Below are 14,068 nucleotides of genomic sequence, written 5' to 3'. Positions count from 1 at the left end.
TTTTTAAATATTTAAATCACCTATATTATAGATAATACTAATTCTAATTTCTAGTTTAGGGTGTTAAATTGATAGAAAGGATCCTTAAAAAAGCAGAAAACATGCAACAATTAAAAGACGATGAAATAATCCAACTGTTCAAAATAGATGACAGAGAAGACTTTAATAGGCTAATGAAAGTTGCAAGGCAACTTAGAGAAGAAAATAGGGGTCCCATAAAGCTTACATCAACTATTCATGTGACCAATAAATGTAAAATCACCCCTAAGTGTAAATATTGCGGATTTGCCGCCGGTACATCACCCCAAGGATACTACAAAGAATTTTCAAGAAAAGATGAGGAAATATTAGAAGCAGCGAAAAAAATAGAAAAAGCAGGGATCCCAAGGGTCAGTTGTTCAGGCGCCCACGGATACAATGGAAAACACGCCACCAGAGCAGCTAAGATAGTCAAAGAAAATACTAGCCTAGAATTACTCATAAATGTGGGCTCAGACCTCAAAAGGAAAAACATACAAAAACTGGCAAAGTACGGGACCGACACCATATGCTGCAACCTAGAAACAATAAACCAAAAACTTTTCCATTACCTCAAACCAGGAGAAACACTAGAACAACGCATAAAAGTATGCAAGCTCATATCAGAAGAAGGCCTAGAACTCTCATCAGGACTATTAATAGGAATCGGAGAAACATACAAGGACAGGATAAAACATCTAAAGTTCCTCAAAAGGTTTAAAAGCCTTGGAGAAGTGCCTATAATGGGATTCAATCCATACAAGGGCACTCCAATGGAAAAACATCCGCCATGTCCACTAAACGAGCAGATGAAGACCATAGCAATAACAAGAATATTATACCCCCACCTGAGGATAACAGTACCCGCACCCACCATAGGCCCTGAAAACGTGAAATTCTCCCTCATAGCAGGCGCAGACAACATAGCCACAGTAATACCCGACAATTATCCCCTACACGTCAAAGGCGTCGGATCACCACACGTAGGAAACCTTAAAAAAATACTTAAAATCATAAAAAACATGGGCCTAAAAGCCGAAATAAAAAAATTAGCCTCCCCCATCCCATGGTGATAAAAGATGCTAGAAGAACACATAAAAAAAGCATACAACGAATCAGCAGAAAGGAAAAGAACAGGCGACAAGGAAATAGAAGTCGAAAAAATAAAAGAATACATCCTCTCAGCAAAGAACATAACCATCCCCAATTGGGATCAAAAAAAACTAAAAAGTATAAACAAGGTCCTCAAAGAATTCGGACTCCCCAAAGCCAAAGGATTAAAAATCCACACCAACGCCGCTGACCTGACAAGGATGCCAACCATAACCAAAGCCCTCATGGCAGTAGACACAACAGACTCAGACCTTGTAATAGCAAGGGGCCGACTAGGCGCTCCAGGCTCCGGTTCAATGCTAGTAATAATGGACCGCAAAGGCAGAATACTCTCAGCAGCCATATCACCACCACACATCATACACGGAAAAAGCCTAGAAGAAGCAGTAGAAGAAGAACTGAAAACAGCCCTCCAAAGGCTAGGATTATGAAAACAGAAACTGGTATAACAAACACAGTAAAAAGCTACTTCTCAGAACACACCATCCAAGATATCATAGAAACCATAGGCAAGATAAAAACAAACGCCTTAATAGATTGGCTAGCCCATAAAAAAATCAAACCAGAAAAAACCCTCATAATAGGCGCCTATCTTACAGGTGCCATGATAGCCAACAAATTCAAAGAATACAATGTTACAATAGTCGATAAATACCCCCACCTCAAATGCCTAGTCGATCCAAATGTAACATTCAAAAAACCAAAAACCATCAGAGGAACATGGGATCTTGTAGTGGATACAACAGGTATCGGAGGCATAAAACCAAAAAAACTAAAAATCAAAACAAAGACCTTCATAGTTGAAAGTCCAATTTCAGATGCCAGCGACCCTATAATAAAAAACCATGACGAAACTGAAAAGAGAATAAAAGCCATCAAAGCCCCGCTAAAAGGCATATTATATACCAATGGCCTAAATACGAAAACATCAGGGACAATGACCCTAACCATAGAAGTGCTCAGAAGAAGCCTCGAAAAAATCCTAAAAGCAGATGGTGTACTCTACGCGTCATCACAATTAAGATTCTATGAAAGAATACTATTCAAGGAAAAAGATTGCGAAAAATTTACAGAATCCATCAAAGAAAATGCAATAATCGCATCATCCCTCAAAAGAATAGACTGTGACACGCCAATAAAAGAAAATCTTAGAAAAATAAAATCCAAAATAAAAGAAATATGAAACTAACAGAACTCATAAAAATTATAGAAGAGAAAATACCGCCACAAATCGCCATAAAAGGCGACAAAATAGGCCTAATAACACCAACCAATGATATTAACGTAGAAAAGGTCCTATTGCTAATGGATTACATTGCTACAGACCAGATACCCTATAAAGATTATGACCTACTCATATTACACCATCCACCACAACTAAAACCTCCAATACCAACATATGTTATACATTCAAACTGGGACATCATCAAAGGAGGAGCATGCGACGCCCTCGCCGACAAACTAAAACTAAAAGTCATAGACACAATAACAGAAGGCCTCGGAAGAATCTGCAAAACAGACACCACACTAGAAACATTCATAGAAGAAATCCACAGAAGACTCAAACCAGAGGAAGTAAGAATCGTTAACTTTAAAAAAAACCTCAAAATTGATAAAATAGCAATAGTATCAGGTTTCGGTTTAAATCCAAAGATGATAAAAAAAGTCCACGAAAAGAACGTTAAAGTTTACCTTTCAGGAGATATCACCCAAAAAGGGGCTATACTAGCAAAGAACCTAGATCTAACCCTCATAGACGCAGGACACCATACAACAGAATTACCAGGCCTATACAAGTTAGGCGAACTCCTCTCTCAACTAGGGATCAAAGTCAAGATAATGGACACAAAAACACCATGGAAGACAATAAAATGGAATCAATAGAAGAATTGGAAAAAAAGAAAAAACCCCATGGTAAAGTTACAATAATCGGCCTCGGAAGACTAGGCCTCAGAGTAGCCCTAAACCTCATGGAAGTGCACCGCGGAGGGCCAAAGGAGATAAAAGCCATTGACGGACAACGGGTAACAGCCGATGATCTAATATTCAGGTTAAAAGGGGCCAATATGGGCGAATACAAGGTCAAATTCCTTGAAAGATTAGCCAAAGGATCAACCACAAGAAGAGTGGTGGGAATCCCAAAATACATCTCAAAAGATAACCTCCACATCATAGACGGTGACATTATCTGCATTTCCATCGCTGGTGGCAATACACTCCCAATCACAGCATCCATCATAAAACATGCCCACAGGATAGGAGCCTCAACCATTAGTACAATGGGAGTCGCAGGAATCGGCCCAGAAAAAATAATAGCAGGAGACATATCTAAACTCGACAAAAATAATCCAATAGTCAAATTCCTACAAGATAAAGGAATAAAAAATCACACACTAGTAGGGACTGGTAAACTTATAAAGGATTGGGAACCCATAACAGGATACATACTAAATGAAATAGCAAAAACCATAACATTCCATATATTAAAAATTCTATATTATAGGGGAGCGAATTGATCAGAATAGCCACAGCAGAATGTTTCACCCATGGGAAAATAGCCAGGGAAATACACGCATTTTCCCAAGGCTACCCATTATCATATAAATGGACCATAAGCCCCCATGATTACAAATTATCACTTATAGCAGGCCTGTTCATCCCAACCATTTCAGGGATTAAGAGAATTCTCAAATTCGAACCGCTCCCACCAACTGAAGTAGTAGACGACATAAAAATCTATGACGAATCCTCAGATAAAAAAATGGCTAAAAAGATGGCCAAGGCCATAAAAGATATTACAGGAGCAGACATTGGTATAGGGACAACCGCAGGCGTTGGAAGGGGTGGGATAGCTATCATAACTGATAATATGGAAGTTATAAGTTCATCGGATGTTTACGCGGATCTAAGATCCTCACCAGCCGCTGAGATCATGAAAAGACAAAAATCAGGGGTGAAAAAAGCCCTTAAACTCCTAGAGGATACTCTTCCACACATATAAATATCATAGATTCCATAAGAGTATTTATGGTGGTGGTTTAACATGCTCCTTGAAATCACAGACCTAGCAGTTGAAGTGGATGGGAAAGAAGTCCTTGAAGATATAGACCTCTACATAGACAAAGGGGAAACCCATGTTCTCCTAGGACCTAACGGATCCGGAAAAAGTACACTATTTATGACAATCCTTGGCTTCCCCAAGTATAAAGTTAAACGAGGTGAGATAATATTCAAAGGAAAGGACATAACAAACCTACCCACAACAGAAAGAGTTAAGATGGGTATAGGTGTAAGCTTTCAAAACCCCCCAGCAATCCGTGGCGTTAAACTCGTCGATCTGCTCAAAATAGAAAATGGACAAAAAATCGAAGAAGAATTAAACCCCGAAATAATGAAGATAGCCAAGAAGCTGAAATTTGATGAAAGATTCCTTGAAAGAGATGTTAACATGGGTTTCTCGGGTGGTGAAGTTAAAAGATCAGAGATACTACAACTCTTAGCCCAGAAACCCGACTTTATAATGTTCGATGAACCAGATAGTGGAGTTGACATCGAAAACGTCGAACTAATTGCAGAAGAGATCAACACATTACTAGAAAAGGATAAAAAACCAGGACAAAGACAAAAAGCAGGCCTCCTCATCACACACCTTGGATACATACTGAACTTCGTAAGAGCCGATATAGCCCATGTCCTTTTAGATGGTAAAATAGCCTGCACAGGAAACCCCACTGAAATATTAGAAGACATAAGAACAGAAGGATTTAAAGGGTGTCTTAGATGTTTCCAGACACAATAAAAAAAGCTGAAAAGGCAAAAGAGAAAAAAGCACCATACGGTTATGACATAGACCTTGAAAAGTTCATAAAAGAGGAAGCAGGAGAACATGAAAGGATCAACAAGGCGACAGAAGTGCCGAAGAAGATGAGAGAAACCCTACTCAAAGTTGGTGTCGACCCCACAGAAAAAGAAAGAGTAGGCACGTTCATACAATTAGACCAAACAGGAATATACTCAAGTCAAGCTTCAAAGGCCGTTGAAATAATGGGCCTAAACGTCGCCCTAGAAAAATACAATTGGCTTAAAGATTACATGTGGAAAGTTGTAGCACCAGACACCGACAAGTACACTGCACACACAGCCCTAAGAGAATCTGAAGGGAATATAGGCGGATACTTCATAAGATCCAAACCAAATTCAAGAGAGATATTCCCACTCCAAGCCTGCATGTTCATAGGCGACGAAAGGGTCATGCAAACAGCACATAATATTATAATCGCAGAAGAAAATTCTGAACTACATATAATAACTGGCTGTGCCACAGGAGAAGATGTAAGCTCAGCAATACACCTCGGTATATCAGAATTTTATATAAAAGAGGGTGCAAAGGTCACATTTACAATGGTCCATAATTGGGCCGAACAAGTAGAGGTGAGGCCAAGGACAGGCATCATGGTAGGGGATAATGCAACTTTCATAAACAATTATATACTTACAAGTCCTGTTAAGAGTATACAATCATACCCAACAGCTTATTGTACAGGTGAAAATTCCAGGGTTGTTTTCCAGTCAATACTTGGAGGTCGAAAGGAATCCATACTTGATATGGGCTCTAGGGTTATCCTTGAAGGTAAAGGGGCCAGTGCAGAGATAGTATCAAGGGCAGTTTCAAAGGATAAATCAAAGATATATTCAAGGGGTCATTTAGCAGGGAGAGTCCCAGAGGTTAAGGGGCATTTGGAATGTCATGGTCTTGTATTATCTGATGATTCCATGATATATGCCGTCCCTGAACTCGTGGGTAGTGCAACAGACCTTGAAATGTCCCATGAGGCTGCTGTTGGGAAAATCGCTGAAGAAGAAATATTATACTTAACATCTAGGGGTTTGACAGAGGAAGAAGCAGCATCTATGATAGTTAGAGGTTTCCTCAGCATGGATATAAAAGGTTTACCACCAGAACTTGCAGAGGAAACAAAGAGAATGCTTGATATGAGCCTAAAGGGAATGTAAATGTGTTATTCAGCTATTATTATGAACTCCCCAACCTTCTCCACCTTTCCAAATGGCACGAATAGGCGGTCACCCTTTTTCTTCGCACCTTTTACCGTGATATTCCTCCCTTTTTCTACTTTTATGACTATGTCTATTATTTTACCCGTTTTATCGTTGATTATGAGTTCTTCGAGTTCGCCGAGTATCCTAGCATTATTCGTAGCAACCTGATAACCCTTAATGTCACTCCAATATTTTTCTTCTCCTTTTATTAGAGTTTTTTCTTCCAACATCATCACCTAATCTCTTTTTGAGGAATATAAGATCCCTAAGAGTGTTTATGTTTAGTGCAAGTTCCAATCTTGGGATCTTTAAAACTTCTTGTTTTTGTATCTTATTTTTACTCCTTAATATATTTACCCCGCTCGGCACCATACCTTTCCATGAACTAGACGGTATAAGACCATGATCCTTGTAAACTTTAAGAGGTACAAAAACGGTGAGCGCTTCCACTCCAGAAGCTTTATAATGTTCTATTATTTCATCAATGATGGATGAACTCACCAATGGCAAGTCCGCATTTATAATGAATATAATATAATCGCCTTTTTCTTCGAAATAGGATAATATCTCCCCAAGATCTTCTATGTAACCTTGGCCACTGGTGCGGATTATGTTATACCCCAACTTTTTCACATGTTCCTCTGTCCTTGGAGTGTTTGGACTTGTTGCAATCGTTATACCTTGAATGTTCTCGGATCCTTCAAGGTTTTCTAGTACATGGTCTATGAGAGGTTTTCCACCTGCTGGGATGAGTGGTTTCTCATGTTCTAGGTTGAGGCGCGTGCCTTTCCCACCCGCCATTATTACAGCTTCTATTCGATCCATTTTTCTTCTTTTTTGCGTTGTATTTTCCTCCTCATCCCAAGTATGCATGGTCCTCCTTGTCTGCCACCTATTGGTGTGTGAGGCGTGCCCATGGAATTCATACAACGGGCCATTACAGCGGCTCCGAGGGCAAGGGCATCTGATACGAACACAACCTCCTTAAACCTCTTATTAACATATTCTAGTATTAGTCTTGGTTTTTCACCTGTTATACCTGCTCTTCCTGTCACCCCCAAAATTGAACCTTCTTCTATAACTCCTTCTTCGAAGGCCTCATCTATGAGCCTTTTTGCTATAAGTGCACTCACATAATCTAGGGTTGCGAATAATGTGTGTATACCATCCTCATGGTATATTTCACGCCCAATCTTCGTAAGTTCTGGGAGTTTGTCACCATTTTTCCCAGCGTCACAGCCTATGAGTGTTGTGCCTGCCTCATATGCAGCTTCGGGGTCAACAGGGACTGTGCCAAATCTTTTACGATTTTCAGGTACTTTTCTTATGTCTATTACCTTTTCGTGCACCATCTCTGCGTTTTCGCGCGCTTTTTTCCAATCAGCCCCTTTTAGGATGGATTTTTTATAAAGGTCTATGGCTGCTCCGCCTTCCTTGTCGACCATTTCAGTCCCTCTTATGAGGGCGTCAGGTATGGCCCCTGCAAGGCCGCAGAAGTTTCCAATGGTTCTCGCGTAGGGTTCTGCACTGTTGACTATACGCCCTGCGAGTGTTGTGCCAAAATCTAATGAAACGCAAGGATTCCTGTAATCTACATTTGTCCATTTAGCTCCTATTTTTATCCCTGCTGTGACTAATTCGCCTTCCATTTCATTAGCGACCACTTGCCTACCAGTGGGTGGTATCACACTCGCCACAGCACCATCAAATATCACTTTATCTAGGAGTGAAAATTTTCTTAAACGTGGGGGTAGATTATCAACCGAAAGGGCTGGTGCCATCTTCCTTGGTGGTATACCAGCCTTTAAACATCCTTCTGCAAGTGCTATGATGAGTTGGCCAACATCTTTGGGTGATGCGAACCCTGCTGTAACACCAGTAGATCTTACCACAAAGTCAAGATCTTTTTCTATATCTATCCGGGCCCTCTTAGCCGATTCTAGGATCGTGTCCCTTACGAGTTCGGCTACTGACTCTTTTGTTAGTTCAACACCCCATACCGTTTTACCAAAGACTTCTTCACCAGGTTTTGGGGGTCTTATGTCCCTTGTCATGTTAACAGTCTTATCTAGGAGGTAGCTCCGACTTGTGTTAAGATTAGTTGCAGTTAGTATGCACTTAGTGGTGGTGTTACCCAACTCTACTGAGGCCACTATATAATATACATCAGGGTTTAACGCGTACCCAGAACCTACAGTCTTTTTTGTGAAGGGTGATGCCTTTATTTCCTCTATGGTCTTATACCTACTTTTAGCTATTACTGGTTTAGGACCGAAAAGTCTACTCAGAAATGACATGCTTGGTACCCCCACGTTATTGGTTGATTTAATTATCATAATTTGGATATAAAATTTTTACAAAAAAGATTGATAGTAAAAGCTGGTTACAGAAGGTATAAACATTTATCATTTATTATATTGTCCTTACAAGGTGAATAGTACAAGGGGCGTAATGTACAACTTTTTCTGATACGCTCCCAAGTAAATGTTTATCAACAAGACTTTTACCAGTCCCTAATACGATAACATCAACATTTTCTTCTTCTGCGAATTTAACGATTTCCTCCGCGGGGTCCCCCTCCCTTATAACGCCTCTAAATTTTATGTTAGGGTTCTGTGGGCCGTTTAAGCCCTTTTTCATTTCTTCTATTATTTGTTCTCCTTTTTGCCGCAGTTCCTTCGCCATCATGTCCTTAATCTTCCGGGGGGTTAAGAAGGGTACTGAAGTGTCGACAACATATAAACATAAGACCTCAGCTTCCCTACCATGAAGTAAGTCCAAGGTGTGCTCTATTAGTTCATCCATGTATTCGCCCATAGTTGCAACAAGAATTTTCCTATACATATCCAACACCATTTAGTCTAATAAACGTATATAATAGGTATACACCAAATAATATTATGCCTCCATTTCTTTTAAGTTTCATGTTCCCCTGTTTTATTAGTAACAGTAGTAGGATAGTTACTATTATCATAACTGGAGCATCCAACTTTAATGATAAAGGGTCAACTGGGATTGATTTTATAAGTGCAGGAACTCCTATACCTACAAGTATATTGAAGGTGTTACTTCCAAGTACGGTTCCAATTGATAGATGATGGAGTCCTTTAATTGCAGATGAAAGTGTAACAACAAACTCTGGTATGCTTGTTCCAATGGCGAGTGTGAATAATCCCATTATCATCTCAGGAACTCCAATTATCCTTGCAAGTCCAACAGCAGTATAAACTAGGATCCTGCATCCTGCCACGAGCCCAGCAAATCCAAGAAACGTGAAAATAACGATCCTAGGATCTAATTTCCTCCTATTTTCTTCATGTTCCCTGTTATAGTCCTTCTGGGCTTTTATAAGACGCCAGAAATAAATAGAATACAATAATATCATGACAAAAGCGGCAAATCTCCCGATATTACCCATGAACATGAAAAACATTAGTACAATAGCTGTTAAAAGAGTAGCCGTGAAATCTCTCTTAATACCTGTTGATTCAGCGCCAATACTCCCTGCAACTATCGCTGAAATGCCTAATATCCCAGCAATATTCCAAATATTAGACCCTATAACACAACCCACACCGATCTCCGTACTTTCAGAAAGTGAAGCTATAACCGCGGAACCAAATTCAGGTAAAGAAGTCCCAATAGCAGATGCCGTAACACCAAGTATGACCTCTGATATCCCGAAAGCAGCCCCGACCTCCACCAGATTGTCCACGAAGACATTTGCGGATTTTATAACTATGACTAATGATATGACCAATGCAATAACTAGGACAACTGCAATTATCAAAACATCACCAAAAAATCCATTAGCAGTAATCAAATTTAAAGGTTACGATAAAAAAAATATAATAAAAAAGAGGATAGCCCCACAAAATTTAGAGGAGCTTGTAATATGGGTGGTCCTCTGTTTGGGGTTCTGTGCCCAAGTCCATGGCTGCTTCGCATATGAAGATATCAGTCATCGCACAACCTGCGAAAGCCATCCTCACATTCTCTATTGGACCATAGAATATCCAATCTGAGCCTGTCATCTGCTGTATGAAATTGGAGCCCACATCACAGACAGGCCAAACCTCCCTGTGCTCTTTTCTAAACTCTCGCACCCAATTCCAAGCAGATGGTACATTGTGGATAGCGCTGCCGACAGGATAACCCCATTTGCTCTTCACAGCAAAGGCTGTTCTTACTGCATGCCCTGCACCTGCACCCAATGGTGTTACTGCAACATCCATAAGTGGCTTATCAATACCACATTCTGCTGCAATTTCTAGCAATCCTTTATGGATCATGCCTCCACCATCTTCCCATATGGCAATCCTACCCTTAACACTAGGATCTTGGGCGTTGAAACCTAAAACTACAGCAGATGACACACCAGTATCCTTTAACCCTGCAATTTCATCATCATCAATTGACATGTTTATAGAATTGTATATGGCCCTGTCAGCAACACCTATTTCATCAGCATGTCTAGCCCCTGCAAGTCTCGCATCAGCAACTGTTGAGTCTATGAGGAATGGCGCATCTGTAACCTCAACGACGAAATCTATATGGTTAGCCATTGCCTCGCCATCTTCAGCTTGTATACCCACGAAACAAGGATTACCAGTCGTGTCAGACATTTCTTCCTGAAGTTTTATCAGGGCCTCCGCTTTCTCCTTATTAAAAATATCCTTCTTTTCATCTTCAAAAATGTCCTGCCCAGGATAGAATATTGTTCCAGCTAGGACTGTTGGATATTCTCCAGGTTGACCTCCAACTTTAACACCAGCTATGTCAAATACCTCTTGTTCTTTATCAAACCTAAACATGTTATACCTCCCAAATAATTATTTTAGAATCCCAATAGGGATTTTATAAATCCTGCGAATAAAAGTCTTGTAGCTAAAAGGATTAAAAGGCCTATAATTATACCATATAGGATCCCAACATCCCTACCTATCTGCTGGCCTAGTCTCTGGGAATACTCCCCGACTACGAATTCAACTTTCTCTTCGACATCGTCTAGGCGTTCATTAGCTTTGTTGAATTCCTCAGCAGATACCATCACGCGAGGTATAGTCTCTTCCTCAGCCAATTAGATCACCCCACGTACCTTCACGTACGACATTAGTAACGGTATTATCACACCTAGGATAAATGCTATGATGAGACCATAGCTAATTCCACTTATCCTAGTGGCTATCAAGCCCGCGAATAATCTGCCATCTCTACCGATTAATTGGGTCCTGTACCTTATATCTTCTGTGACATTTTTTATGCCTCGGACATTTGGTTTACTTGATAATTTGATCACCATTCTATTACCTCCACTATATCATTAATAGCAATCCCAAGACTAATGTAAAAGCCAAGCCTATCATTATGCCTTGGACTTTCCCTGAGTACATGCCTGCGAACATCCGGTTAGTGGAACCTATCATTTTAACCTGGGTTTGTATGTTTCTCATCCTAGCTTCTATGAGCGCTGTCTCCGCTGCCACGGGCCTAACTTCTTCGCCAACCTCTTCCTCGGCTTCTTCTTCCACTTCTATTACCATGGCTTCTTCTTCGAATGCTCCTGGGTCTTTTTCTATGCACTCTTTGACTTTCGCTTTTATCTGCTCGGGGTCTTCAACATCTATCATGTTGACAAGTTCTAATTGCTTCTGGAATCTTTCTATGCCCTCATCTGGTATGTTCTCAATGTAGGGTATTGCACCATCAGCGCCTATGATCTTCCTGTTCTGTTCTGGGTCCACTCCGTTCTCGTAAAGTGCAGCCATACTCTGACCCACAATATGACCCTGAACCTCTGAACCACAAAGTACAAGGAATCTGATATTAGGATTGGAGATCACATTAGCAATAACCTTCTCAATGCCAATGTTCTCTGTCTTACAAGGCCCGGCGATAGCAGCGCCAGCTTCATGAGGGATATCCTCAATATGGCTGGCGAGAGTCACTGCAGCCACAGGACTCTCAGGGTCGCCCACAACATAATCGCCATTCACAACAGGCCAACCCTCAGCAGGAGCCTTTTTCTCAACCATAAAAAACACCTCCTATAAGAGTATCCAGGCGCACAGCAGGATCATGCCAAGGATGAAACCATAGACTATGTTGGTTAGTTTACCCGCGGTGAGGTATACTCCCTCTCTACCGGGGTATGATCCCTCTGGTACTGTGCTCGGATCCAATGAATTAACAAGATCATCTGCTGTGGCCTCTAAAGCAGCTATCTGCTCGTTTATCTCATCCATGGATAATATTAGAAGTTCTCTTCCGACGGCCGCCCCTATTACACCAGTGGAAGGATCCAGACTATAATTAAATTCAGGGACAACCTTAATCAAGGGTAACATGTCTACCATTTCTATATCCTCCTTTTATTCGAATTCTTCCTCCTTAGGCCATAATCCAGTCCACTTAACAGAAGCTGCATCTTCAAAGGTTGCGCTGATAAATGCTCTGAAGGTTATTAGCCATCCTATGGCGCCTATAACTAATACAAGCCACCATTGTGGATTGGTTGAAAATGATAGTAATCCTATCACAGCCATTGAAAGGAATCCGCACGCTGCTGCTAATTTAAGGGTTCTCCTCTGGTTTTCGTTTGGTCCTAGGCATGCATTAAATGGATGCTGGATAGCCATAGTATTTAATATGAACAGTAAGGCGATGAATCCTGTGGCAATAACTGAACTTACTAATGTTTTCATGGTGTAATTACCAGCTAAAGCTATTATAAATCCTAGGACAGATAATGCGGCGGCTCCTGAAATCTCTGCAGTACATCTTGTAAGTATGGGGATCTTCATCTTCAAGACCTTCTGGCCTAAGAATCCCACAACAGCTCCGAGTATCATTGCAAGTATCAAGCCTATAATAGGTATTGCCATCTCAGGAACGGCCACTACCATAGGAGCGGCTACCCCAGCAACTAAACCCACTATGCCAATAGCCACTGACATATAACCTATAGATGGCACACCTGTACCAAGACCATAACTTGCAACTCTTCTAATGGCATCAGCACCCCATACTATGGCACAAACCGCACCAAGACATGCAAGTAACGCCCCAATAATAGGAACACTAGATAAGTATATCCCCACAAGGCCGCCTAAGATCCCAAGGGCCAACAATCTGCTCTCTGGGATTGCCGCGGCTGTAGGACCTCCAGCTGCTACAGTCATTTAGAATACACCTCCGATCAATAATGTTGAAAATATTCCGGCTATTAGGGAGGCGATGAGACAAGATAATATGCCTCTACCAATCCTCTTAAACTTGGGATCATGGAATCCTTCGATGGTACCACCAATATTGTATGATGCAATCACAGCATTAATGAAGAACACTCCCACAGCGAATATCCCTGCGATTGTAGCTGCTCCTAACATCCCATAGGATGGGAGTAGTGCCTGTTGTAATGCCCAGTATACTAGGCCACCCCCTATTCCACCGAGGGCTGCTCCTATAAGACCACTCACAAAACAGACTGTTGGGAGACCATGACCCTCTGTACCTGGAGTTACATAGTCTTTCTGTTCAAGTCTTGTTATAGGGTCTCTGTCGACTTTTGCTGATACTGGGATTGTACCTACACCAAACACGTAAACTAGGTTACCAAAAAGCATAGTTATACCTAACATTAGCATAGCACCAACTGCTCCTGCAGCCAGTATCAATACTGGGTTTTGGCCTGTCATTGCCGCTGCTGTTATCAGTCCAGTCATACCTGCACCGGCTGCTAGCATAGCAGTACCTGTACCTACTCCTGTTGCTGTTGCCATGGCAGCTGGGGCTCCTCCTACAGGTACGAAGTGAACGCCTCCACCTACAAGTATTCCTCCAACTGTAATTGCTCCTATTAATGTTAATGGATCCATTA

At 41.1% G+C, this 14,068-nt stretch carries 20 protein-coding genes; 8 read left to right on the top strand and 12 right to left on the bottom strand.

Annotated features, from left to right (window positions below; translation table 11 throughout):
- Window positions 1–68: 68 nt before the first annotated feature.
- Genes hmdB through QFX38_01515 form a run of 8 tightly spaced genes read left to right on the top strand, consistent with a single transcriptional unit; the run spans window position 69 to window position 6,144 of the window.
- Window positions 69–1,091, top strand: coding sequence for a 5,10-methenyltetrahydromethanopterin hydrogenase cofactor biosynthesis protein HmdB (gene hmdB, locus QFX38_01550; protein MDI9623559.1), 1,023 nt, complete (start codon window positions 69–71; stop codon window positions 1,089–1,091).
- A 6-nt stretch (window positions 1,092–1,097) separates the two neighbouring features.
- Window positions 1,098–1,562: a DUF3236 domain-containing protein gene (locus tag QFX38_01545; protein MDI9623558.1), complete on the top strand. Its 465-nt coding sequence runs from the start codon at window positions 1,098–1,100 to the stop codon at window positions 1,560–1,562.
- Window positions 1,559–2,314, top strand: a complete 756-nt coding sequence (locus QFX38_01540) for an SAM-dependent methyltransferase HcgC family protein (GenBank protein ID MDI9623557.1) — start codon at window positions 1,559–1,561, stop codon at window positions 2,312–2,314. Before QFX38_01545 ends, QFX38_01540 begins: the two co-directional genes overlap by 4 nt.
- Window positions 2,311–3,015, top strand: a complete 705-nt coding sequence (locus QFX38_01535) for a Nif3-like dinuclear metal center hexameric protein (GenBank protein ID MDI9623556.1) — start codon at window positions 2,311–2,313, stop codon at window positions 3,013–3,015. The genes QFX38_01540 and QFX38_01535 overlap by 4 nt, the downstream gene beginning before the upstream one ends.
- Window positions 3,003–3,647, top strand: coding sequence for a hypothetical protein (locus QFX38_01530; GenBank protein ID MDI9623555.1), 645 nt, complete (start codon window positions 3,003–3,005; stop codon window positions 3,645–3,647). Before QFX38_01535 ends, QFX38_01530 begins: the two co-directional genes overlap by 13 nt.
- The gene (locus QFX38_01525) at window positions 3,644–4,132 is read left to right on the top strand and encodes a UPF0254 family protein (GenBank protein MDI9623554.1); all 489 of its coding nucleotides are present in this window, start codon (window positions 3,644–3,646) and stop codon (window positions 4,130–4,132) included. Before QFX38_01530 ends, QFX38_01525 begins: the two co-directional genes overlap by 4 nt.
- 42 nt (window positions 4,133–4,174) lie before the next feature.
- Complete coding sequence (sufC, locus tag QFX38_01520; protein ID MDI9623553.1) at window positions 4,175–4,930, top strand: Fe-S cluster assembly ATPase SufC; 756 nt, start codon at window positions 4,175–4,177, stop codon at window positions 4,928–4,930.
- The gene (locus QFX38_01515; protein MDI9623552.1) at window positions 4,912–6,144 is read left to right on the top strand and encodes a SufD family Fe-S cluster assembly protein; all 1,233 of its coding nucleotides are present in this window, start codon (window positions 4,912–4,914) and stop codon (window positions 6,142–6,144) included. Before sufC ends, QFX38_01515 begins: the two co-directional genes overlap by 19 nt.
- A gap of 5 nt (window positions 6,145–6,149) precedes the next feature.
- Here QFX38_01515 and QFX38_01510 read toward each other — a convergent pair whose 3' ends face one another.
- From QFX38_01510 to mtrD, 12 genes are all read right to left on the bottom strand, one after another.
- Window positions 6,150–6,416 carry a PRC-barrel domain-containing protein gene (locus tag QFX38_01510; protein ID MDI9623551.1) on the bottom strand — a complete coding sequence of 89 codons (267 nt, stop codon included), beginning with the start codon at window positions 6,414–6,416 and terminating at the stop codon, window positions 6,150–6,152.
- Window positions 6,370–7,014 (bottom strand): TIGR00454 family protein, encoded by a 645-nt coding sequence (locus QFX38_01505; GenBank protein MDI9623550.1) that lies wholly within the window; start codon window positions 7,012–7,014, stop codon window positions 6,370–6,372. The genes QFX38_01510 and QFX38_01505 overlap by 47 nt, the downstream gene beginning before the upstream one ends.
- Window positions 7,002–8,486, bottom strand: coding sequence for a methanogenesis marker 14 protein (locus QFX38_01500; protein ID MDI9623549.1), 1,485 nt, complete (start codon window positions 8,484–8,486; stop codon window positions 7,002–7,004). The genes QFX38_01505 and QFX38_01500 overlap by 13 nt, the downstream gene beginning before the upstream one ends.
- 115 nt (window positions 8,487–8,601) lie before the next feature.
- Window positions 8,602–9,033 carry a universal stress protein gene (locus QFX38_01495; protein MDI9623548.1) on the bottom strand — a complete coding sequence of 144 codons (432 nt, stop codon included), beginning with the start codon at window positions 9,031–9,033 and terminating at the stop codon, window positions 8,602–8,604.
- Window positions 9,026–9,979: a calcium/sodium antiporter gene (locus QFX38_01490; GenBank protein MDI9623547.1), complete on the bottom strand. Its 954-nt coding sequence runs from the start codon at window positions 9,977–9,979 to the stop codon at window positions 9,026–9,028. The genes QFX38_01495 and QFX38_01490 overlap by 8 nt, the downstream gene beginning before the upstream one ends.
- An 88-nt stretch (window positions 9,980–10,067) precedes the next feature.
- Entirely contained in the window at window positions 10,068–11,003 is a 936-nt protein-coding gene (gene mtrH / locus QFX38_01485) for a tetrahydromethanopterin S-methyltransferase subunit H (GenBank protein MDI9623546.1), read from the bottom strand.
- A 23-nt stretch (window positions 11,004–11,026) separates the two neighbouring features.
- Entirely contained in the window at window positions 11,027–11,269 is a 243-nt protein-coding gene (mtrG, locus tag QFX38_01480; GenBank protein MDI9623545.1) for a tetrahydromethanopterin S-methyltransferase subunit G, read from the bottom strand.
- On the bottom strand, window positions 11,270–11,488 hold the full coding sequence (gene mtrF / locus QFX38_01475) for a tetrahydromethanopterin S-methyltransferase subunit F (GenBank protein ID MDI9623544.1): 219 nt from the start codon (window positions 11,486–11,488) through the stop codon (window positions 11,270–11,272).
- A gap of 16 nt (window positions 11,489–11,504) precedes the next feature.
- Window positions 11,505–12,224 carry a tetrahydromethanopterin S-methyltransferase subunit A gene (mtrA, locus tag QFX38_01470; protein MDI9623543.1) on the bottom strand — a complete coding sequence of 240 codons (720 nt, stop codon included), beginning with the start codon at window positions 12,222–12,224 and terminating at the stop codon, window positions 11,505–11,507.
- Window positions 12,225–12,236: 12 nt separating this feature from the next.
- A complete protein-coding gene (locus tag QFX38_01465; GenBank protein ID MDI9623542.1) occupies window positions 12,237–12,545 on the bottom strand; it encodes a tetrahydromethanopterin S-methyltransferase subunit B in 309 nt (102 codons plus the stop codon).
- Window positions 12,546–12,560: 15 nt separating this feature from the next.
- Window positions 12,561–13,370 (bottom strand): tetrahydromethanopterin S-methyltransferase subunit C, encoded by an 810-nt coding sequence (mtrC, locus tag QFX38_01460; protein ID MDI9623541.1) that lies wholly within the window; start codon window positions 13,368–13,370, stop codon window positions 12,561–12,563.
- A complete protein-coding gene (gene mtrD, locus QFX38_01455; GenBank protein ID MDI9623540.1) occupies window positions 13,371–14,066 on the bottom strand; it encodes a tetrahydromethanopterin S-methyltransferase subunit D in 696 nt (231 codons plus the stop codon).
- Window positions 14,067–14,068: the final 2 nt, after the last annotated feature.

The organism is Methanothermobacter sp., from assembly GCA_030055615.1.
GTDB lineage: Archaea > Methanobacteriota > Methanobacteria > Methanobacteriales > DSM-23052 > Methanothermobacter_A.
This window is presented reverse-complemented; position numbering and strand designations above follow the sequence as displayed.